Origin of the sequence: Nocardia rhizosphaerihabitans (assembly GCF_014646295.1) — a bacterium.
In the GTDB taxonomy this organism is placed as follows: Bacteria; Actinomycetota; Actinomycetes; order Mycobacteriales; family Mycobacteriaceae; genus Nocardia; species Nocardia rhizosphaerihabitans.
Genome location: NZ_BMNE01000001.1, coordinates 512,161 through 532,639 on the forward strand (window position 1 = coordinate 512,161; position 20,479 = coordinate 532,639).

At 70.3% G+C, this 20,479-nt stretch carries 13 protein-coding genes; 1 reads left to right on the forward strand and 12 read right to left on the reverse strand.

Going from position 1 to position 20,479, the window contains the following annotated elements; all coding sequences use genetic code 11:
* Positions 1 to 53 precede the first annotated feature (53 nt).
* The 5 genes from IEY60_RS02260 to IEY60_RS02280 all read right to left on the reverse strand — a co-directional run bounded on the left by IEY60_RS02260 (position 54) and on the right by IEY60_RS02280 (position 5,571).
* Positions 54 to 1,424, reverse strand: a complete 1,371-nt coding sequence (locus IEY60_RS02260; protein ID WP_189023261.1) for a toll/interleukin-1 receptor domain-containing protein — start codon at positions 1,422 to 1,424, stop codon at positions 54 to 56.
* Positions 1,414 to 2,529 carry a hypothetical protein gene (locus tag IEY60_RS02265; protein ID WP_189023263.1) on the reverse strand — a complete coding sequence of 372 codons (1,116 nt, stop codon included), beginning with the start codon at positions 2,527 to 2,529 and terminating at the stop codon, positions 1,414 to 1,416. Before IEY60_RS02265 ends, IEY60_RS02260 begins: the two co-directional genes overlap by 11 nt.
* Before the next feature lie 117 nt (positions 2,530 to 2,646).
* On the reverse strand, positions 2,647 to 3,534 hold the full coding sequence (locus IEY60_RS02270) for a sterol desaturase family protein (RefSeq protein WP_189023265.1): 888 nt from the start codon (positions 3,532 to 3,534) through the stop codon (positions 2,647 to 2,649).
* A 5-nt stretch (positions 3,535 to 3,539) separates the two neighbouring features.
* On the reverse strand, positions 3,540 to 4,328 hold the full coding sequence (locus IEY60_RS02275) for a helix-turn-helix transcriptional regulator (protein WP_189023267.1): 789 nt from the start codon (positions 4,326 to 4,328) through the stop codon (positions 3,540 to 3,542).
* A 25-nt stretch (positions 4,329 to 4,353) separates the two neighbouring features.
* Positions 4,354 to 5,571 (reverse strand): pyridoxal phosphate-dependent aminotransferase, encoded by a 1,218-nt coding sequence (locus IEY60_RS02280; protein ID WP_308426066.1) that lies wholly within the window; start codon positions 5,569 to 5,571, stop codon positions 4,354 to 4,356.
* 87 nt (positions 5,572 to 5,658) lie between these two features.
* Between IEY60_RS02280 and IEY60_RS02285 the strand changes: the two genes are divergently transcribed.
* On the forward strand, positions 5,659 to 6,237 hold the full coding sequence (locus tag IEY60_RS02285) for a winged helix-turn-helix transcriptional regulator (RefSeq protein ID WP_189023269.1): 579 nt from the start codon (positions 5,659 to 5,661) through the stop codon (positions 6,235 to 6,237).
* A gap of 29 nt (positions 6,238 to 6,266) precedes the next feature.
* Here the strand turns inward: IEY60_RS02285 and IEY60_RS02290 are convergent, their stop codons facing one another.
* The 7 genes from IEY60_RS02290 to IEY60_RS02320 all read right to left on the reverse strand — a co-directional run bounded on the left by IEY60_RS02290 (position 6,267) and on the right by IEY60_RS02320 (position 20,470).
* Complete coding sequence (locus tag IEY60_RS02290; protein WP_189023271.1) at positions 6,267 to 6,656, reverse strand: hypothetical protein; 390 nt, start codon at positions 6,654 to 6,656, stop codon at positions 6,267 to 6,269.
* 154 nt (positions 6,657 to 6,810) lie between these two features.
* Complete coding sequence (locus tag IEY60_RS02295) at positions 6,811 to 8,184, reverse strand: acetyl-CoA carboxylase biotin carboxylase subunit (protein ID WP_189023273.1); 1,374 nt, start codon at positions 8,182 to 8,184, stop codon at positions 6,811 to 6,813.
* Positions 8,181 to 8,723: an acetyl-CoA carboxylase biotin carboxyl carrier protein gene (locus IEY60_RS02300; protein WP_189023275.1), complete on the reverse strand. Its 543-nt coding sequence runs from the start codon at positions 8,721 to 8,723 to the stop codon at positions 8,181 to 8,183. Before IEY60_RS02300 ends, IEY60_RS02295 begins: the two co-directional genes overlap by 4 nt.
* Before the next feature lie 110 nt (positions 8,724 to 8,833).
* Positions 8,834 to 10,513: an acetyl-CoA carboxylase, carboxyltransferase subunit beta gene (gene accD, locus IEY60_RS02305; protein WP_189023276.1), complete on the reverse strand. Its 1,680-nt coding sequence runs from the start codon at positions 10,511 to 10,513 to the stop codon at positions 8,834 to 8,836.
* A complete protein-coding gene (locus IEY60_RS02310; RefSeq protein ID WP_189023278.1) occupies positions 10,510 to 12,078 on the reverse strand; it encodes a PfaD family polyunsaturated fatty acid/polyketide biosynthesis protein in 1,569 nt (522 codons plus the stop codon). The genes accD and IEY60_RS02310 overlap by 4 nt, the downstream gene beginning before the upstream one ends.
* Positions 12,075 to 14,063 (reverse strand): beta-hydroxydecanoyl-ACP dehydratase, encoded by a 1,989-nt coding sequence (locus IEY60_RS02315; RefSeq protein ID WP_189023280.1) that lies wholly within the window; start codon positions 14,061 to 14,063, stop codon positions 12,075 to 12,077. Before IEY60_RS02315 ends, IEY60_RS02310 begins: the two co-directional genes overlap by 4 nt.
* Entirely contained in the window at positions 14,060 to 20,470 is a 6,411-nt protein-coding gene (locus IEY60_RS02320) for a type I polyketide synthase (RefSeq protein WP_189023282.1), read from the reverse strand. The genes IEY60_RS02315 and IEY60_RS02320 overlap by 4 nt, the downstream gene beginning before the upstream one ends.
* Between the last annotated feature and the right edge of the window lie 9 nt (positions 20,471 to 20,479).

Here is a 20,479-nt window from a genome sequence, read left to right on the forward strand (position 1 = left end):
GAGGACAGCAATCCTCGGCCCCATTGCGCATGACCCGGCGATCATCCGAGCGTCTACTCGGGTTCGCCGAGTAGTTCGATCAGTTCTGACACGACGGCCTCGACATCAACCTCCAGGTCGGCTCCGAGCCGGCGATACTGAACCCCCTTCAGGAACTCGGGAAGTTCCAGGTGTCTCAGGCGAACCGGTAACAGCGTGACACGCCCTTCGATACTGGCCTGGAAAAGTCGTTGGGCCTCGGTGAGGCAATACGGGCTGGCCACATAGTCCGGCGACAGCAGAAGGACGCCGACCGCGGTCTTCGCCAGACTGTCCATCAGCTCGTCGAGCCAGTTCTGGCCAGTCCGGATCGACCCGTTCTTCCGATAGTCGAATACTTCCTGGAACTTCCCGGACAATTCCCGATTGAACACTTCGGCGACACGTCCGTCCTCGTGGGCATAGCTCAGGAAGACCATCTCCTTGCGACGAGCTGCCGCCGTGAAGTACCGGATTGCCTGGTCGGCATCAATGATCAGCCGGGGTTGACGTCCGATCACTTCCAGCGTGTCCTCGAACGACTTCTCGAGATCAGCGGGTTCCGCCCAACTCAGCACACGGCGCGGGTGATGGGGCTCGATACTTCCGATGGTGGATTGGAAGAGATCGTCGACCGCTTCCTCCGCAGACTCGCGAGCCAGGAGGAGACATGGCACACCATGCCCCAAGGCAAAACTGGCCACCACGTAGGACAACGCGGAGTCCAGCGGTATCACCACCCAATCCAGCTCCCGGAGCCGGCTGATGAACGACAGCTCGAGTTTCGGCGGCCACGGCGTATACACCGGTTGCCACACGGCGTTCTCCAGGCTGCCTTCCAACGTTGCGCCGAGTTCCACCCTCGTGCCAGGGTCGAGCATGAGCCCGACTTCCCTCCTGCGATAGGAACGCACACCCGTGCGGGCCGCGATGCTCACCCGCAGACGATGCACGAACGCCGTGAACGCTGTCGTGCAGCGTGCCGCCAGCGGCGAATCCTCCGCCTCGACGATTTCCTGCGGGTCGTACTCGACAACGAGAATCTCCGGCGGACAACGCAAGACGATGCCGTACCGGTGGTCGCAGAATATGATGCAGGGACGTTGCTGACGTGCCGCGATGCTCAATTCGAGCAAGAAGTAGCGTGCCTGCTGTTTCAGCGCCGCGAGATCCCAGATGGCTTGCGGATCGCCCGGTAGCGGGTAGATCCCCACGAAACCGTCTGCGTCCCTGATCATCCGTTCGAGCCGCGTGGGGCTGGTGAAGGTCAGCCCTTCATCCACGCGGAAGGCAACCGGCTGCACTGTCCTGATGATCTGCCAGAAGAAGAGGTTGACGGCGGGAGACCGATACCGGTGACTGAGGAATACGCGCGGTCTACTCGGCGGATCGATGTCACCGGTCACCGCTGTGTTCCTGCCCGTCGGGCAGCACAGACTGTAATCCCGTGCCGTGCAGCGCATCTTGTTGCCGGACTTTGGCGTAGACAGCGTCGAACGTGAACCCGGCGATGAAACCCACCGAAAGCACGAAGAACAGAAGACGCCGCGCATCCGGTCCGCTCAACAGATCCGGCGACGTCGCCAGCTGCGCGGAAATGAACAGGAGTACGGCAATCGCGCCGGCGGACATCCCCAGAACCGCGGCCCGCCCCCAGCCGTCACCTCGGTCGACTGCGGTCCGGCTGATCGCACCAGCGGTAGCAGTGAGCAGCGAGCCCGCGATCAAACCGATCAACGTCAGCGACGCGTTCCCATCACCTGCGTACACCAGCGGAATGGTGGCCAGACCAGCTACCAACAGGAGAGCTCCGAGCACCAAACCGGCGTTCGCCCGGTAGGCAATCCGGCGCTGGGCGGTCTTGCGCTGGGATTCCAGGGATCGGTGACGTTCTCCCTGCCCCGTCAGCGCGGCCACGACGCTCTCCGCCGAACCTGTACGCCACGCCGCGCCGAAAGTCGAGATCTCTTCGGGCGTCGCGCTGTTCGCGTTACGCCCCAGCGTCACCCAGGCCTTCCGCGCGCCACCGCCGAATGCAGCGACGGGTGCAATAGGGATATCGAAGGCCGTCGCCACCATCGCCGTGATCAACGTGGTGCGACCCCCACCGAGCAGAACAACCCCTTCCGCTTCGCGCAGCGATCGGTAGTAGGCGATTTCCCAGTCGGTCCCCGCTTCGTGGCGAACAACGAACGCATCGGAATGTTCCGGCGCGTGCGGGAAGTCGATACGTGGACCTACGTACGGAGGACGAACGTGGATCGAACCAGCTCGGACCGGCTCGACGGAAAGATAGCCGCCCACCACATCGCGTTCGACGAACTTCTCTGCGCTGGAATAGACGATGAGGTCGTAGCCTGCCTTCGCCAGCGCCGCCCCGATCTCACTCGCCGCACGAGCACCCGCTTCTTCGCTCCACGGCGGCTCGTCCCCTGGACCGCAGGGCCGGATACCCCCGACAATGGCTATTTTGCCACGCCTACCGGCCGAGCCCGATGCGCCTGACGTCACCCCACACCCCTCGCTGAATGCGCAAACAGTACGTCGGATAGTAGCTAGCGGACAGGCGCTTTCGCTCAGTTCCAGTCGACACCGCCTAGCTCTGCCTCGTCCTGCAGCGCCACATCGTCACTGCGTTCGTCCGCTCGGGTCTCGAGTGAGATCGTGGCGGCGGAAGGGCTCGATCAGCTGGTCCAGGTAGTCGACCGGATAGTCGGGATGCGCTGCCATGCCGAGCTGTTCGGAGGTGAAGCGGCGACGTGGATCGTAGCTGTAGGTGCGCAGCAGGTGATCCCAGAGCAGCGTGAACAGGCCGAAGTTGACGTCGCCGACGCCCGCCCATTTGAGGTGGTGGAAGCGGTGGCCCTCGTTGAGGGCGAGCACGTACTTCAGCGGACCGACGCGGTAGTCGGCGTTGGAATGCTGGAGCAGCAGCTGGATGGCCACGGCAAGGGCCAGCGCGGCGGCGACGTCGACCGGCAGGCCGATCAAGATCAGCGGGGCCACCCCGGCGGCCATCTCGGCGGTCTGGTGCAGCGGGTGTTTCATCAGGCCGTTCAGGCCGTAGAACCGGGTGACGCTGTGGTGCACGGCGTGAAAGCGCCACAGCACGCCGAACTTGTGACTGGCCAAGTGCACCACCGTGATTCCGGCGTCGGCGATCAGCACGGCGAGGACCACCTGGAGCGGGAACGCCCAGTCCCCCGGCCACAGGCCCGGGGCGGGCACGATCGCGGCGAGCAGCGGGATCACCGCCACGCTCACCAGGATCAGCGTCTCGTTCACGACGGCGTGGACGCGGTCGCGGACGCTGTCGGCCTTGGTGCCGTTCCAGCTCGGTTCGTACGGGATGACGCGTTCGACCGCGAACGAGGTGGCGATCGCCACGGCGAGTACGAGCAGCAGCCAGGGTTTCGGGGCGTTGGCGGCAGCGAGGGCGATGCCGATTCCGTTGAGCCCCAACAGCATCAACGGAACGTAGCCGTGGCGGGCGAGCCGGCGCAGAGCGATGTTCATGCCCCTCAGCCTGGGCGCCGGTCCCCTGTCGGCGCTTGAACGATTCGGCTGCCGCCGACGTCCCAGGCCACGGCGCCGGTCAGGGCCGACGGCGGCAGACCGAAGATCTCCCGGCAGGTCCGGGTGAGATGCGCGCTGTCGGCGAAGCCCGCCGCGTGCGCGATCGTGGTCAGATCCTGCCCGTCCCGGGCCAGGTGGACGGCGTTCATCAGCCGCAGCCACAGGATGTAGCGGCGCAGCGGCAGCCCGACCTGGGCGGTGAACAGGTGGGTGAGCCGGCTCGCCGAGAGGCCGACAGCCGCGGCGACCTCGCCGGGTCGCACCGGCCCGCGGGCCACCATCGCGGGCAGCGCGGCCACCGCGGCCACGACACCCGGATGCCGCGCGGTGACAGCACCGCCACTCGCCGTCGCGAGCGTGATCAGCAGACCGTCGACGAAATCCGCCGTCGAGGTGGCCGGTCGGGCGGGATCGCGCAGGGCGGGCCCACCGGACCACCCCGCGGTCGCCACTCGGCGCACCGCGCCGCGACCGGCGGCGGAATCGGGGTCGAGGAACACGACAGTCCCTGTCGCTCCGCCGGTTTCGACGCGGTGCTCGGTGTCGGGTGGGATGACGATCTCGGCCCCGGTGTGTGGTCGGCCGTCGCCATCGAGCACGGTGACCGGCGCGTCGGCCACCACGATCTGCACGGCGTGGTGAGCGTGGCTTCGGGTGCCGCCGATCGTTCCGGTGAACGCGAGGACGCCGGGACGGATCAAGGCCCCGGCACCGCGCCACGCGGTCTCGCTCACGTCGGATACCCGGGCAGTCGACGCGTCACTGCCGGTAGGTCGCCAGGAATCGGCCTATCCGTTCGATGATGGCTTCGAGTTCGTCGGCGTGCGGCAGGGTGACGATGCGGAAGTGGTCGGGGCGCGGCCAGTTGAAGCCGGTGCCCTGGACGATGTGGAGTTTCTCCTGCAGGAGCAGGTCGAGGACGAACTTCTCGTCGTCGTGGATGGGGTACATGTCCAGGTCGATGCGGGGGAAGGCGTAGAGCGCGCCCTTGGGCTTGACGCAGGAGACGCCGGGGATGGCGTTGAGAGCTTCCCACGCGCGATCGCGCTGCTCGCGCAGGCGGCCGCCGGGGAGGGTGAGGTCGTAGATGCTCTGATGTCCGCCCAGGGCGGCCTGGATCGCTTGCTGGGCAGGCACATTCGCGCACAGGCGCAGGCCGGCGAGCATGGTCAGGCCCTCGAGGTAGCTCGCGGCGTGCTGAATGGGGCCCGAAACCACCAGCCAGCCCGAGCGCAGGCCCGCGGCGCGGTAGTTCTTGGACAGGCCGGAGAAGGTCAGGCACAGCAGGTCGGGGGCGAGCGAGGCGATCGCGGTGTGCTCGAGGTCGTCGTAGTAGATCTTGTCGTAGATCTCGTCGGCGAAGACGACCAGGTTGTGCCTGCGGGCGATCTCGAGGATCTCGCGCAACACCTCCGGTGGATACACCGCACCGGTGGGGTTGTTCGGGTTGATCAGCACGATCGCGCGGGTGCGGTCGGTGATCTTGGCCGTGATGTCGGCCAGATCCGGGTACCAGTCGGCGCCCTCGTCGCAGAGGTAGTGCACCGGTGTGCCGCCGTTGAGGGCGGTCGCGGCGGTCCACAGGGGGAAGTCGGGGGCGGGGACCAGGACCTCGTCGCCGTTCTCGAGCAGCGCGGTCATCGCCATCATGATCAGTTCGGAGACGCCGTTGCCGAGGAAGACCTCCTCGACGTCGACATCGTCGACACCCAGGGTCTGGTAGTACTGCACCACCGCGCGCCGAGCCGAGAGCAGGCCCTTCGACGAGGAGTAGCCGGTGGAACTCGGAAGCGTGCGGACCATGTCCTGCAACAGATCCGGGGGCGCGTCGAAGCCGAAGATCAACGGGTTACCGGTGTTGAGCTTGACGACGTGATGCCCCTCGGCTTCGAGCCGGGCAGCCTCCTCCGCGACGGGGCCGCGAATCTCGTACGACACTCCCGACAGCTTGCTGGACTGCTTGACCTGCATGAACATCCCTCCGAACCGTGGTTGCCGCACACACTACTTGGTATTTCCAAGATTTCACTTGGTTTTTCCAAGCTCCTGGTTAAGGTAGTACACGTGTCCCGCCGAAGCTACGACCACTACTGCGCTGTCAGCCGCGCCCTCGACTTCGTCGGCGACCGGTGGAGTCTGCTCGTGGTCCGCGAGCTGTCCGCCGGACCGCGCCGCTACAGCGACCTGTTCGCCGACCTCCCCGGCATCAGCACCGACATGCTCGCCACCCGCCTCAAGGGCCTCGAACGCGACGGCGTCATCATCCACCGCCGCAACGGCATGCGCTCGAGCTACGAACTGACCGACACCGGCCGAACGCTGCGCCCCGTCCTCGATGCGCTGGCTGCCTGGGGCACACCGCTTCTCGGCGACCGCAAGCCGACCGACGCCGTCCGCGCCCACTGGCTGGCGCTCCCCCTGGGCCGCGCGATCGCGACCGCACTGCCCGAGGGCACGGTGACCGTCCACATCGGTGACACCGTGCTGCACTACGTGATCACCCCCGACGGCATCACCCACCACGACGGCCCGGCACCCACGCCCGACTGGGAGCTCCGGCTGGATCTGGCCGAGGCCACCGAGATCACCACCGGCGTTCGGGGGCTGACCCTGGAGACCTTCTCCGCAGCGCCCGCGCACTGAACCGACGCAGCCATACCTCGGCGTCGTCGTCACACGTGTTCGAGCACCAGGCCGTGGTGTGCTTCGGTCGTCGCCGATGCCTCGCCGGCCGCCCGATCGCCGCTGGAAAGTCCGGCGGCAACGAGCGCACCGACAGCGAGCACCGCGACGACCAGTGCCCACACGTAGGCAGCGGAGGTGTTCGCCGCGAGCATTCCCGCCGCCAACGCACCGGCGCTGCCGCAGATTCGCAGGCCGAGCGACTGGACCGACATGACGGTGGCGCGTTCCCGGGCGGTCGCGGCGCGGTGAGTCAGCGTGTCCAGCAACGGTTCCGGGGCTCCGAGCGCGAGGTAGACGCCCACGTATCCGGCGGCGACCAGGAGCAGCATCGGGGTACCCAGTGCGGCGACGGCGACGGCGGTCACGACGAGAGCCACGACCACCGTCCCCGCGGACGATTCCGATCGGTCCGGCTTCATCTACGCGTACCGGTACTGATCACCTGTTCGGTCGTCGTCGGGGGCGCGGCAGCCGGCTTCGCCCCCGACCGCGGAGGTGGGAATAGGGACGCCCCGGACAATTCCGGGGACGTCAGCGAGCGGCGGCGGTGGCCGGGGCCGTGTGGGTGCCGATGAGGGCGGTGTCGTGGGTGGCGGCGCGGAAACGAGGGTGGTCGAGGATGTCGTGCAGGAAGTCGGTGGTGGTGGCGACCCCGGTGCCGGTGATCGTGGTCTCGGCCAGGGCGCGGCGCATGCGGGCGATGGCGGCCATACGGTCGGGGGCCCAGACGATGACCTTGGCGAGCAGCGAATCGTAATGCGGGGGAACGGCGTAACCCGCCGCGATGTGGGTGTCGACACGGACGAACGGGCCTGCGGGTAGGACGCAGTCGGCGAGTGTGCCTGGGGCGGGGGCGAATTCGCGTTCGGGGTCTTCGGCATTGATGCGGCATTCGATGGCCACGCCGTCGGGGCGGATGTCGGTGCCGAGGCGCAGTGGTTCGCCTGCTGCGATGCGCAGCTGCTCGGCGACCAGGTCGACGCCGGTGACCATCTCGGTGACCGGGTGTTCGACCTGCAGCCGGCAGTTGACCTCCATGAAGTAGAACTGGCCGTCGGGGGCGAGCAGGAACTCCACCGTGCCCGCGCCGACGTATCCGGCCGCCTCACAGCCACGTACGGCCGCGGCGCCGATCCGTTCGGCGAGTTCGCCGGACAGGCCGGGGGCGGGCGATTCCTCGACCAGCTTCTGGTGCCTGCGCTGCAGCGAGCAGTCGCGCAGGCCCAGGTGCACGACCATGCCGTGGGTGTCGGCCAGGATCTGCACTTCCACGTGCCTGGCCGATTCCAGGTAGCGCTCCAAATAGAGCCTGCCGTCGCCGAAGACCGCGGCGGCCGTGGCCTTCGTGTGCTGCCAGGCGGCGCCGAGATCGTCGCCGTCGCGGACCACCCGCATGCCGCGTCCGCCGCCACCGGCGACGGCCTTGATGATCACCGGGTAGCCGATCTCCTCGGCCAGCGCCCGCGCCGCGTCGGCGTCGTCGATCGCGTCGCGGCTACCCGGCAGCAGTGGCAGGCCCGCGTCGGCCATCAGCGCCCGTGCGGTCGACTTGTCGCCCAGCCGGGCCATCACCGCGGCGGGAGCGCCGACGAAGACGAAACCCTCGGCCTCGCAGACCTCGGCGAAATCCGGGTCCTCGGACAGGAATCCGTAACCAGGGTGGATGGCGTCGGCGCCGGTGGCGCGCGCCGCCTCGATGATCGCGGGGATCGACAGGTAGCTGCGCTTGGCCGGGGCCGGACCGATCTGCACCCGTTCGTCGGCCAGCCGCACCGCCGCCGATTCGCGGTCGGCGGCGGAGTGCACGGCCACGGTCGCGATGCCGAGTTCGCGGCAGGTGCGGATCACCCGCACCGCGATCTCGCCGCGATTGGCGACCAGGACCTTGCGCAGGGGGCGGGTCACCGCAGCGCCTCGAACACGATCAGCGGCTGGCCGTGCTCCACCGCGTCACCGTTGTCGACCAGCAGTTCGGCGACGACGCCCTCCTTGGTCGCGGTGACCGGGATCATCAGCTTCATCGCCTCGATGATGCCCACCTGCTGACCCGCGCGGACCGGGTCGCCGACCGAAACGAACGGCGCGGCACCGGGTTCCGGCGACCGGTAGAACACGCCGACGGTCTCCGCGGTCAGGGTGAAGGTGTTCGCGGCGGGCGCGCCATCGGTGCGGTCCGCGGGTGCCGGGGCGGCGGCCGGGGTGACCGGCGCGAGCCGCCCGGCCTCGACCGCGGTGGGTTCGTGGCCGACGGCGGGCGCCGAGGCGGGTCGGTCGTCCCAGGTGATGCGGAGCAGCACGGGGCCGTTGGCGACGGTCACCGAGGTCGGGGCGGACGCGGTGGCGCGCACGGACATCGCATGCCGGGTGAGCACCGCGAGGCTGTGATCGGCGTCGGTGGCACTCACGGCCCGCTGGGTGGATTCGCTGGTCGCTGACTCGGTCATCGGGTCTCCTGGCTCTCGGTGCGGGCGAGTCGAAGGGTCGGTGTCGGTCCGTGCCGTGCGATGCAGGCCCTGCCGCAGCACCGTCCACGGGTTGCGGATCAGGAAGTCGGTCATCGGTTCTCCGGCCGGGTCAGACCGTAGGCCCGAAATCGACTGTGGCGCTGGCCGAGCAGGTCGGCGGTCGGCCAGGCACGCAGTTCGTGCACCGCCTGGCGGACGGCTCGCCGCAGCAGTGCGGCCGCGCCGACGGGGTCGCGGTCGGCGCCGCCCGCCGGTTCGGGGACGACCGCGTCGGCGATGCCGAGTTCGAGCAGCGCGGCCGCGTCGACCCGCAGAGCGGCGGCAGCGCGCGGCGCGGCGGCCGGGTCCTTCCACAGGATGGCGGCGCACCCTTCCGGACTGATCACCGAGTAGACGGCGTTCTCGCACACCAGGACCCGGTCGGCCAGTGCCAACGCGAGCGCTCCCCCGCTGCCGCCTTCGCCGGTGATCACGGTGACCACCGGAACAGGCAGTCCGGCAAGCAGTTTCAGCGATTCGGCGATGGCGACCGCCTGGCCCTGTTCCTCGGCTTCGATGCCGGGATAGGCGCCCGCCGTATCGACCAGCGCGACGACCGGGCGGCCGAGTTTGGCGGCCAGCCGCAGCACCCGCACCGCCTTGCGATAACCCGCGGGCGTCGGCATGCCGTAGTTGCGTTCGGTCAGTTCGGCGCCGGTGTGGCCCTTCTGGGTGCCGATCACCACGACCGGCAGTCCGTCGAGCCGGGCCAGGCCGGCGATCATGGCGGGGCAGTCCGCCGACATGCGGTCGCCGTGCAGTTCGACGAAATCGTCGAACGCGGCGGCCAGATAGTCCAGGGTGGTCGGCCTGGCGAGTCGGCGCGCGGCGCGCACGCGATCCCATGATTCGCCGATGGTGAGCGCGGCCGGGTCGGTGATGACCGCGTCCGCGTCGCCGGGCTCGGTGCGGCGCAGCGGGCGGGTCGTCATCGCCACGAGTCGCGACAGCCGGGCACGCAGCGCCGAGCGGTGGCAGATCATGTCGACGATGCCGTGTTCCAGCAGGAACTCGGCGGTCTGGAAGCCGGCGGGCAGGGTCTGGCCGATGGTCTGCTGGATCACCCGCGGACCCGCGAAGCCGAGGCGCGCACCGGGTTCGGCGACGATGATGTCGGTGGAGGTGGCGAAGGAGGCGGCCACGCCGCCGTAGGTCGGGTCGGTGATGATCGAGATGGTCAGCACGCCCGCGTCGTCGAGGCGGCGCAGCGCGCGGCTGGTCTTGGCCATCTGCATCAGCGCGAGGATGCCCTCCTGCATCCGCGCGCCACCGGAGGCGGTGACGATCACCAGCGGCGCGCGGTCGGCGAGTGCCGCCTCGGCCGCGGCGGTGACCGCTTCGCCGACGGCGCTGCCGAGACTGCCGCCGAGGAAGCGGAAGTCCATGACGGCCAGCACGATCGGAGTGCCGTCGAGGGTGCCGCGCACGCAGCGGATCGCCTCGGGCATGCCGGTCGCCTCGCGTGCCTGCGCTGCCCGCTCGGTGTAGGCGCGGGTGTCGGTGAATCCGAGCGGGTCGGTGAGCGTCGCGGCGGTGGCGATCGGCTTGGCCGAATCCTCGTCGAGGAGCTGGTCGATGCGCTGATCGGCGGTGAGCATGCCGTGGTCGTCGCATTCCGGGCAGACCCGGTCGGCGCGGTCGTAGCGTTTGACGTAGATCACCGTCTGGCATGCCGGGCACAGCATCCAGGCGGTGCCGGTGGTGGCGGTTCCGGTCTCGACGATGGTCATCGGTCCTCCAGCGGGCGTGGGACGTAGCGGGCGCATGCCGCGGGCAGCCGGACGCCGGCGGTCCGCAGCTGGGCGACGCGGGTGAGGTAGGCGGCGCCGAACATCAGCTGCCCCGCGATGTCGGCGACGGCACGGTTCTCCGCTGCGGCCAGGTAGGTGCCCGCCGCCCAGGTGTTGAAGGCGCCCATCGCGGGCCCGCACCAGATCTGGTAATCGGCGACCCGGTCCGCTTCGCCGCGGATGCTCCAGCCCGAGGACAGTCCGAGATACCAGCGGAACACCAACGCCATCTTGGCTTTCGGGTCCTGTTCGGCGCCGGTGAGCTGGGCCGGGTCGCGTTCGGTGAAGTACCGGACGCACTCCTGCCACACCTCGTCGAGTGGCCTGCGGAACAGCGTGGACTCGAGCTCGGCGCGCAGCGTCGCGGGCAGGGCGTCGAGCCCGTCGTAGGCGCGGTAGGTCTCGTAGAGGCGCTGGGCGCGCGCGGCGAACAGGGTGCCCCGGCGCAGGACCTGCACCTGGACGCCGAGTTCGAACATGTCCGAGGACGGCGACATGGTGCAGTCGGCGAATTCGGCACGGGCCAGCAGGTTCTTGGTGGCGGTGCACTGCGCGGCTTCGATGGCCGACTGGTTGACCGATCCCGTCACCACATAGGCGGCGCCGAGTCCGAACGCCGCCGCGACGGCGTCGGGGGTGCCGAGGCCGCCCGCGGCGCCGATACGGACCTGACCCGCGCCGGTGACCGTGGCAGCCAGGCGGTCGCGGGCCGCGATCAGTTCGGGCAGCAGGACGGTCAGCGGCCTGCGGTCGGTGTGCCCGCCCGAGTCCGCTTCTGCGGTGATGTCGTCGGCCATCGGTACCTGCTCGGCGAGGCGGGCCTGCTCCTGGGTGATCCGGCCCGCCGCGACCAGCTCGCGCAGCAGCCGGACCGGTGCGGGGCGCAGGAACAGGTCGGCCACTTCGACCCGGGAGACCTTGGCGATCACCCGGTGTCGTCGTTCGATGCCGCCCTGCCGGTCGACCGCGAGTCCGGCGGCCCGGTAGCGCACCACCTCGGCGGTGAGGTCCATGAAGGCCGAGGCCTCCACACAGCGCACGTCGTGGCGCAGGCAGGCATCGATGATGGCGCGTTCCAGCGCGGGTTCGCTGGGGCTGTGGATGAGGTTGCAGGCGAACGGCTGTGCGCCCAGTTCCCCGGCCAGCTCCCCCAATGCCGCGTCGACCGCGGCCGGCGCGACGCCCGCCGCACCATAGGCAGCCAGATAGCCGTTGCGCGCCATGGCTTTCACCAGTGCGGGTGAGGCGATGCCGTTGGCCATCGCGCCGGCGGCGTAGGCGGCCCTGACACCGTGTGCCGCGCGGAAAGCGCTGTCGCCGAGGCGTTCCGGCGGCAGTGGCGCGACGGCCGCCAGCACCTGGGCGCTCGCCGCCACCGTCTCGTCGGTGGTGGCGCCGACGCGACCGTTCGTGCGGACGATCCAGACCGGGGCGTCCAGGTCGAGCAGCAGTGCGGTGATCTCCTCGGCGGTGCTCGCCACCGCGGCGGTGCGCATCGTGGTCATCGCGCCGCCCGATCGACGAGTTCGACGGCCAGGTCGGTCACTTCGTAGATCCGCAGGCCCGGTTTCCACAGTGAGCCGTCGACCACCGCGATCACGCCGTGCGGGCCGCGGCGCAGCTCCTTGATGTGCGCCTCGAGTTCGACGGTGCCGTCGGTGGGCAGGAACTGGCCGCGGTAGCGCCAGCTGAACGGGATGTCCGCCGGGATGCGGAACACCGGATCGGTCATGCCTGCCGTGTGGCCGCCGTCGACGAGCCATTCCTGCACTGCGTGGATCACCGATTCGACGCCGAGCGAGCCGGGGATGACCGGGTCGAGGTGGAAGTGCCGGGTGAAGAACCAGTCGTCGGGGTCGATGGCGCGCAGCGAATGCAGGTATCCCGCACCGTGTTTCCCGCCGCCGTCGACCACATCGACCCGGTCGATGAGGGTGAGGGTGCGGCGCGCGCACAGTGGTGCGGCCGGGTCGGCGCGGCGGGCCGCCACGTCGATCGAGCGGACCGGTGCCTGCGGGTTCTCGGCCAGCCAGGAGGGGGCGGGTCGGCCTGCGTCGAGGCCGGTCTGGTTGGCCAGTGCCTCGTCGCTGAAGTAGCCGAACATGGTTTCGCCGGTGTAGAACGGTTCGCCGTCGACGCGGAGGGTGTAGTCGAAGGTCTGCAGCGAGGATCCAGGCAGGATCGTCGTCGACAGCATGCGCGAGGACTGCTCGATCGTGCGGTCACGCAGGTCGACCTGTTTCAGCACCGTGGCCGTGCCACCCAGGTTGCGCAGGCTCAGGGTGGTGCCGGGCTGGGTCAGGGTCGGTCCGGCGTAGTAGCCCATGAGCAGCGCCGCCTGCAGCGAGGTCTCCATGTACACGAAGTGCGGCATGGATTCGTTCGCCGTGTCGGCGTAGTACCAGGAATCGGCGGGCGAGTCGTATTCGGTGGTGTAGGAAGCGGCGTCGAGCGCGCCGCGCGCACCGTCGAAGTCGCGGACGCGGTCGACCAGGAGCAGACCACCGGTGGGCAGGCGCGTCGCGCGGACGCCGGTGTACTCCGCGAACTCCGGGCCCATCGCGATCGCCTGGTCGCCGCGGGCCAGGTGGGTCATGTGGAACTCGTTGAGCAGCAAGCTCGGTACCGCTCGGCCGGGGCCGACGCCCGAGCCGGCCGGTTCGGTGACCGTGACCTCGACGCCCACGCTCGGCTCACCGCCGGCGAAGCTCACGGTGCCGGTGACATGCGGGCGGGGAACGAGATCCAGGCCGGTGACGACGAGCTCCAGGGCGCCCTCGGCCGCCCCGGTGGCGGCAGCGGCGGAACCGGTCACGACCGGGGAGGCCGCGGTTGCGCCGGTCAGCGTGCTGCCCGACAGGCACAGGTGCATGCCGGTGAACAGCGCGAAGACCTCGGCTGCCTGCCGGGCGGCCGCACCGGGAGTGCCCTCGTAGCGAGCGACCACGCGGCCGTCACCAGTGCCGCCGTAGAGCTCGATCAGCTCGATCTCGGTGAGCACCAACGGTTCTCCGGCGGCCAGGCGGACCGCCACCTCGACCCCGTCGCGCCGATAGGCGGGCCCGAAGACCTCCGTGACCGCGCCCTCGGCCAGCAGCGTCAGCGCCGCCCGGTCGAGATGGGTGCGGCCGGTTCGCGCCAAGGGCTTGAACGCGCCTTCCCGCGCCGCGATCCCGGTGACGCGACCTGGGGCAGCGTCGTATGCGGTCGTCGACGGACCAGTCGCCCGTGCCCACAGAGCGCGCTGCATGGCGACCTGTGCGGTGAGGGCGGCGCGGTGCGCGGTGACCACTCCGGTGCGCAGTTCGGCGATCGGGCTCGGCATCGAATCCATTACTGCTGCAGCGGAGTACAGCGCAACCTTGGTGGTGGGCGCAGGCTCCGGCGCCTGTGCGGTGGACGTTGTGGACGGCTCGGCCTGCGTCGGGGTCCGTACGGGGGCCGCACCGACCGGGTCGAAGGCGATGCCGTCGAATTCGAGGACTGTCATCGGGTCCACTCCCTCACCGAGGTCTGGAACTTCTCCGTCAGATCGGGCGTCGTGAGGACGGTGACGTCCGAGAAGTGCTGCAGCACTGTGCCGTCGGTGGCCAGTGCGGTCGCGTCGATGCGGGCTTCGAGCCGCCCGGCGCGCGGGTTGTCGACCACCACGACGAACGGTTCGCTGGTCGGCAGCGGGTGGTGGTAGTCGATGCGGCCCACACCCAGGGGCAGGCAGGCCGCGCCGAGCAGGCGGTGGCCGAGGACCGGCGGACCCTGCAGGATCAGGTCGGCGGCGACCGGATCGTGCAGCAGGCCCGCGTAGGCGCCGTCGGCGACCGGGCCGGTGGGCAGGAAGCACTCCAGGACGATCGCGCTGTCGCTCTCGGACCGGATGGTGCGCAGGCCCTGCAACGCGGGTCCGTGGAACTGGATGGCGTCGGTGTAGATCCGCTCGGCGCCGGTTCCCGGACCGGCCACGATCGACCGCGTGCCTGCCTCCTCGGGGCCGCCGGCGAGCAACAGGGTCGCCCGGAAATGCGCCGCCTTGTCACCGAACACGGTGGCGCGCAGCGCGGTCTGTCCGTCGATGTCGGCGACGGGTTCGAGCTCGATCTCCAGCGCGGTGACCGGGTGATCGAAGACGAGCCCCTTGAGCACCTGATAGTCGCGAACCCCGATCACGGTGCGGCCCGGACGGGTTCGCTCCGCGAGATTGATCATCGCGCCCAGACCGAAGGTGGCGGGCAGCACGATGTGCTCGCCGATCCGGTGCGCGGCGATCACGGGTTCGTCGACCAGGCCGGTGACATCGCGCCGGGCGCGCACCCGGGCGGCGGGACGTTCGCCCGTCGACAGTGCGGTCGCGGCGCCCACCAGCAGCACCGGTTCCGGTCGGCGGTGCTCGGTGAACTGCGTCGTGAACGCGGCAGCGCCCGCGGCGGGGGCCAGCAGCGGAATGCCGCGGTCCCGGAAGTGCTCGCGCAGTTCGGCCGTCACCATGCCGCCGTCCCAGGCGCCCCAGTCCAGTGCGGTGACCCGATGACCGGGGTGCCTGCGCCGCCAGCTCACCGCGAACCGGCACAGGGCCTCGTTCGCGGCGGCGTAGTCGGCCTGCCCGGTGTTGCCGAACAGCCCGGCCACCGAGGTGAACAGCACCAGGTCCTTGGGCTGCGCCACCGCGGCCAGGACGGCGGCCAGACCGCCGAGCTTGGGGCGGAGAACCCGCCCGACCGAGTCCGCGGTCTTGTCCGGGATCAGCGAGTCGGCCAGCACACCCGCGCCGTGCACGACACCGGTGATGGTCTCGCACCACGGTGCGATCGCCTCGGCGAGCGCGTCCGCGTCGGTGGCGTCGACGGCCAGATAGTCGGCACGATCGCCGAGAGTGGCGAGGGTGGAACGGATTTCGCGGACCGCGCGGATCTCGCCGCACGCCCGGTCGATGTCCTTCGGCTTCACCCCGGTCCCGGCCAGTGCGCGCACCGCCGCCGGCTTGAGCTCGCTGTCGGCGATGCCGACTGCCCAGTCCGGTTCGTCGGTGAGCTGGGTTCGTCCGAGCAGGACGAATCGTGCCGGGCTGTGTTCGGCGAGGGCGAGCACGCAGGTGGCGGTGACGCCCCTGGCGCCGCCGGTCACCAGCAGCACGTCGTCCTCGGTCAGCACGGTCGGTGCGAGGGTCGTTCCCGCGCTGACGGTCTCGGTGGTGACGGCGTCGCCGTGCCTGCTGGGCACCGGGGTGCGCCGCTGTCCCGATCCGTCGATGCCGACCTCGACGGTGTCGACGGCCGCATCGCACAGCTCTTCGAGCACGATCTGCGCCACCCGCCCCGGCGTCGCCGCCGGGGCGATGTCGAGGGCACGGCAGAACAGTGCCGGCTCCTCGGCGGCCAGGGTCTTCACCAGGCCACCGAGGCCGCCGAGCAGGGCAGGCACCGGATCGGCGTCACCGAGCAGACCCAGGTGCCCGTCGAGCCGGGTGACGGTGACGAAGCCGGCGCGGTCGGTCGCGCCGCGCAGGGCGGGCACCACCCGGCCGGTGAGCAGGATCGCCTCGGTCAGGATGCGCTCGGCCTGGTCCCATTCCGACGCGACACCCGCCACGACCACACACATGTCCGCGGAGCCGGACACGGCCTCGGCCGGACCTAGCCGCTGCACCGTCCAGCTGCGTTCGCGCAGGGTCTCCTCGATCGCCTCGGCATCGGTCTCGGCCGAGGGATCGAGGCAGACCACCAGCGCGCGGCCGGCCAGGCGATACGGATCGACCGCCAGGTCGATCGGCGCGAGCTCGACGAGTTCGACGACGTGCCGCGGCGTTTCGGCCGCGGCCTCAGCTTTTGGGTGGACATCACCCCCGGCCAGCTCGGCCACGATCTGATCCAGTGATCGCAGGGTGCCGAGCTGCTCGGGTCCGAGACTGGGCAGGTTCGGGAACCGTTCCTGCAGTGCGCCGATCACCTGGACCCGCTTGATCGAGTCCACGCCGAGATCCGCTTCCAGATCCATTGTCGGATCGACCATCTCGACCGGGTAGCCGGTTTTGTCGGCGACTACTTCCCGCAGCGCCTGGCGCAGGGTGTCGGCGGTCGCGGCGCCGTCGGCCGGGGCGGCCTCGGCGGTGGTGGGTGCGGCTGCGACGGTGGCAGCGGTGGCAGGTGCGGCGGTGGCACTGTCCGCCTCGGCGAGCAGGTCCGCGATCTGGTCCAGCGTGCGCAGGGTGCCCAGCTGCTCGGGACCCAGGCTGGGTAGCGACGGGAAGCGTTCCTGCAGTGCGCCGATGACCTGCACGCGCTTGATCGAGTCGACGCCGAGGTCGGCTTCCAGGTCCATGGTCGGGTCGACCATCTCGACCGGGTAGCCGGTCTTGTCGGCCACGACCTCCCGCAGCGCGGCGCGGATCGCATCGCCGGTGACCGCGCCGTCGGCCGCCGCGCCGGAAGTGACTGCCTGCGGTGCGGTGGCAGCCTGCTCCGCCGGAGCGGCCTGCGGGGCCGCGACAGCGGGCTGAGCGGTCGCCGGAACTGCCACGGGGGCAGCACCATTCGCCGCGGGAGCGACCGGGGTGGCCTGCCCGTTGGTGGGCGCGGGCTCCGGCGCAGGCGCCGGTGCGGCGATCGCGGGCACGGCGGGCGCGGCGGTGATCGCCCGCGGGGCCTGCCGGGTAGCGGTCACGGTGCGGGTGCGGGTGCCGGTCACCGGTGCGCCGCCCTCGAGCTCGGCCAGCTGAGCGAGCACATCGCTTGCCCGCGAGTGGCTTTCGCTGATCGCGATGCCGTGGTCCTTCACCGCTTCGATGGCGCGCAGGGTGTTCTCGTCGAGCCTGCCGCTGCTCAGCGCACCCGCCAGGCCACGGGCCAGGTCGAGCTGGCCGTCCAGGTACTGCCGGTGGGTGTCGAGGTGCTGCACCAGAGCGGTGTCGAGCGAGTCGCTCGTCCGGTACTCGGACGAGCCGGGGGCGGGGATGGTCACGAGCTGTTCCTCCACGGGCGGGGCTACCACCGGTTGGGGCGCCGCGAACGAGTGCGGCGCGGCTGTTGATGCGGGGACCGCGGCGACGACGGCTGCGGGTTCGACGGCCGCCGCGGGCGCGGCGAGCTGGACGCGGTAGTCGCCGGCCAGCGCTTCGGTGTAGGCGGTACGGCGACTGTCGGGCACGTATTCCGGCGCCGACAGGGTCACCGTCATCCGGTTCGCGGCCGGGACGGCCTGGTGGGGTTCGGGCGCGGCATAACGGTTGATTCCCGCGATCTCGACACCGAGGACGGCCAGGCGCACCGCGGCGCGCTTGAGCGCCACGTCACCGTTGCCGATGGGGCCGGAGTCGGTGGCGAAGGCGATCACGTCGTCGCCGAGGGTGCGCCGCACCAGTGAGGTGAGCACCTGCTTGGGACCGCATTCGACGAAGACGGTGCATCCGTCGGCGTGCATGGCCCGCAGCGCGTCGACGAATTCCACCGGCTTGCTCAGCTGGGCCGTGAGCGTGGCCCGGTTGGCCGCGACATCGGCGCCGTAGGACGCTCCCGCGGTATCGGCGTAGACCGGTGCGTCGGGCTCGGTGATGTCGACCTCGTCGACGGCGGCGCCGAATTCGGTCACCGCGTGCGCGACATAGGGGGTGTGGAAAGCCGCTGCCACGGGCAGATCGCGGGTGGCCCAGCCTTTTCCGGTGCTGCGCGCGGTGAAGGCGGCGATGCCCTCCGGTCCGCCGCCGACGACGATCTGGTCGGGGGCGTTGTGATTGCAGATCCACACGTCGTCGAGATCGGCCAGCGCCTCGGCGACGTCCTCGCGCGGCGCGTTGACGGCCACCATCGAGCCCGCCTCCACATCGTCGGCCACCGTCATGGCCTCCCCGCGAGCCCGGGCGAGGGCGAAGAAGTCCTCGGTGCTCAGCGCACCCGACGCCCACAGGGCGGTCAGCTCGCCGAAGCTGTGGCCGAGGTAGCCGTGCGCGCGCAGGCCGAACTCGGTGAGCACCCGGAACTGTCCGACCGCGAGCGCGCCGATCGCGGGCTGCGCGAATTCGGTACGGCGCAGGGCGGATTCCTGCTCGGCGCGGGCCTGCTCGGTGAACGCGGGGGGCGGGAAGACGACCGCGCCCAGCCGCTGCCCGGCGCCGGCGAACGCGGCGTTGGCGGCGTCGAAGGCCGCGCCGACCGGCGGGTTGTTCAGCGCCGCATCCAGACCCATGTCCACGTACTGGCTGCCCTGGCCGGCGAACAGCACACCGACCTTCGCCTCCGGCAGCGCCGCGGCGCGGAAGTAGACGCCTTCAGGGTGATCCCACTGTGCCGCTTCGGGATTGCGCACCATCTCGTCGACGGCCAGCGCGCGCAGATCGGCGGCGGTGTCGGCGTCGACGGAGACGAAGCCGATGCGGGCATGATCGGCGGGAATGTCGCCGCCGTCGGTGCCCGGCGTGCTGCGGACCACGTCGATCAGGCCCGCCACGTCCGGCGCGTGCCACAGATGGGCGCGGGGCACCCGATGCAGCACCGGCCCGCGCTCCCCGTCGGCTTCCTCGAGCACGAGGTGGAAGTTGGTGCCGCCGAAGCCCATTGCCGACGCGGCCGCGCGGCGCACAGGGCGCTGCGGGTCGCGCACCCACGGCCGGGTCCTGGTGTTGACGTAGAACGGTGTCCGCGTGGCGTCGATCTCGTTGTTGGGCGCGTCGACATTGATCGTCGACGGCAGGATCTTCTGGTGCAGGGCGAACGCGAGTTTCATCACGCCCGCGGTGCCCGCGGCGCCCTTGGTGTGCCCGATCTGCGACTTCACACTGCCCAGCGCGGCAAACCCGGTCTCCGAACTCGCCTCGGCCAGCAGGCCTTTCAGTGCGGTCAGTTCGGTCTTGTCGCCGACCGCGGTGCCGGTGGCGTGCGCCTCGATCAGCTCGACATCGGCGGGCGAGCACTCGGCGTCGGCGTAGGCGCGATCCAAGGCGACGCGCTGTCCCTCGGCGCGCGGCGCGTAGATGCTCTTGGAGCGGCCGTCACTGGAGGAGCCGAGCCCACGGATGACCGCGTAGATGCGGTTGCCGTCGCGCCGGGCGTCGGCCAGCCTGCGCAGCGCCAGCATCGTGATGCCCTCACCCAGCAGGGTGCCGTCGGCTTCGGCGGAGAACGGGCTGATCCGGCCGGTCGGCGAGAGCGCGCCGACCTTGCTGAAGCACAGGTAGATGAAGATCGAGTTCTCGGTGTCGACGCCACCGGTGATCATCATGTCGGCGCGGCCGTCCTGCAGTTCGGCGATCGCGGTGCGGATGGCGGCCAGCGAGGCCGCGCACGCCGCGTCGACGGTGCAGTTGATGCCGCCGAGCCCGAGCCGGTTGGCGACGCGGCCCGCCACCACATTGGCGAGCAGACCGGGGAAGGAGTTCTCCTCCCACGGCGCGAACGCGGCGACGAAGCGGCGCGAGATCTCCTTGACATCACCGTCGGACAGGCCGACCGAGCGGGCCGCCTCCTCGAGCACCGGGGTGGACAGACGCGCGGCCAGCGGATGCATCAGCGGCACCGGGCCGGTGGTACCGAGCACCACGCCGGTGCGCGCCGGGTCGTACCATTCCGAGCCGGTCGCGCCGGCATCGGCGAGCAGGTCACGGGCGACCCCGAGGCTCAGGGTCTGCATGGTGCTGGTGACCTCGAGCTGGTTCGGCGGCAGGCCGAACTCCAGCGGATCGAACTCGACGTCGGGCAGGAATGCCCCACGGCGCGAATAGGTCTTGTCCGGCACCGAGCGATCGGCGTCGTAGTAGTCGTTCAGGCTCCAGCGCGACGCGGGCACCTCGGAGGTGCAGTCGACGCCGTCGATGATGTTCTGCCAGTACTCGCGGTGGGTGTGTGCCTTGGGCAGCAGACCCGACATCCCGACGATGGCGATCGGGTCGCGTGCCAGGCGTCGTTCGTCTGTCACGGAAGGTTC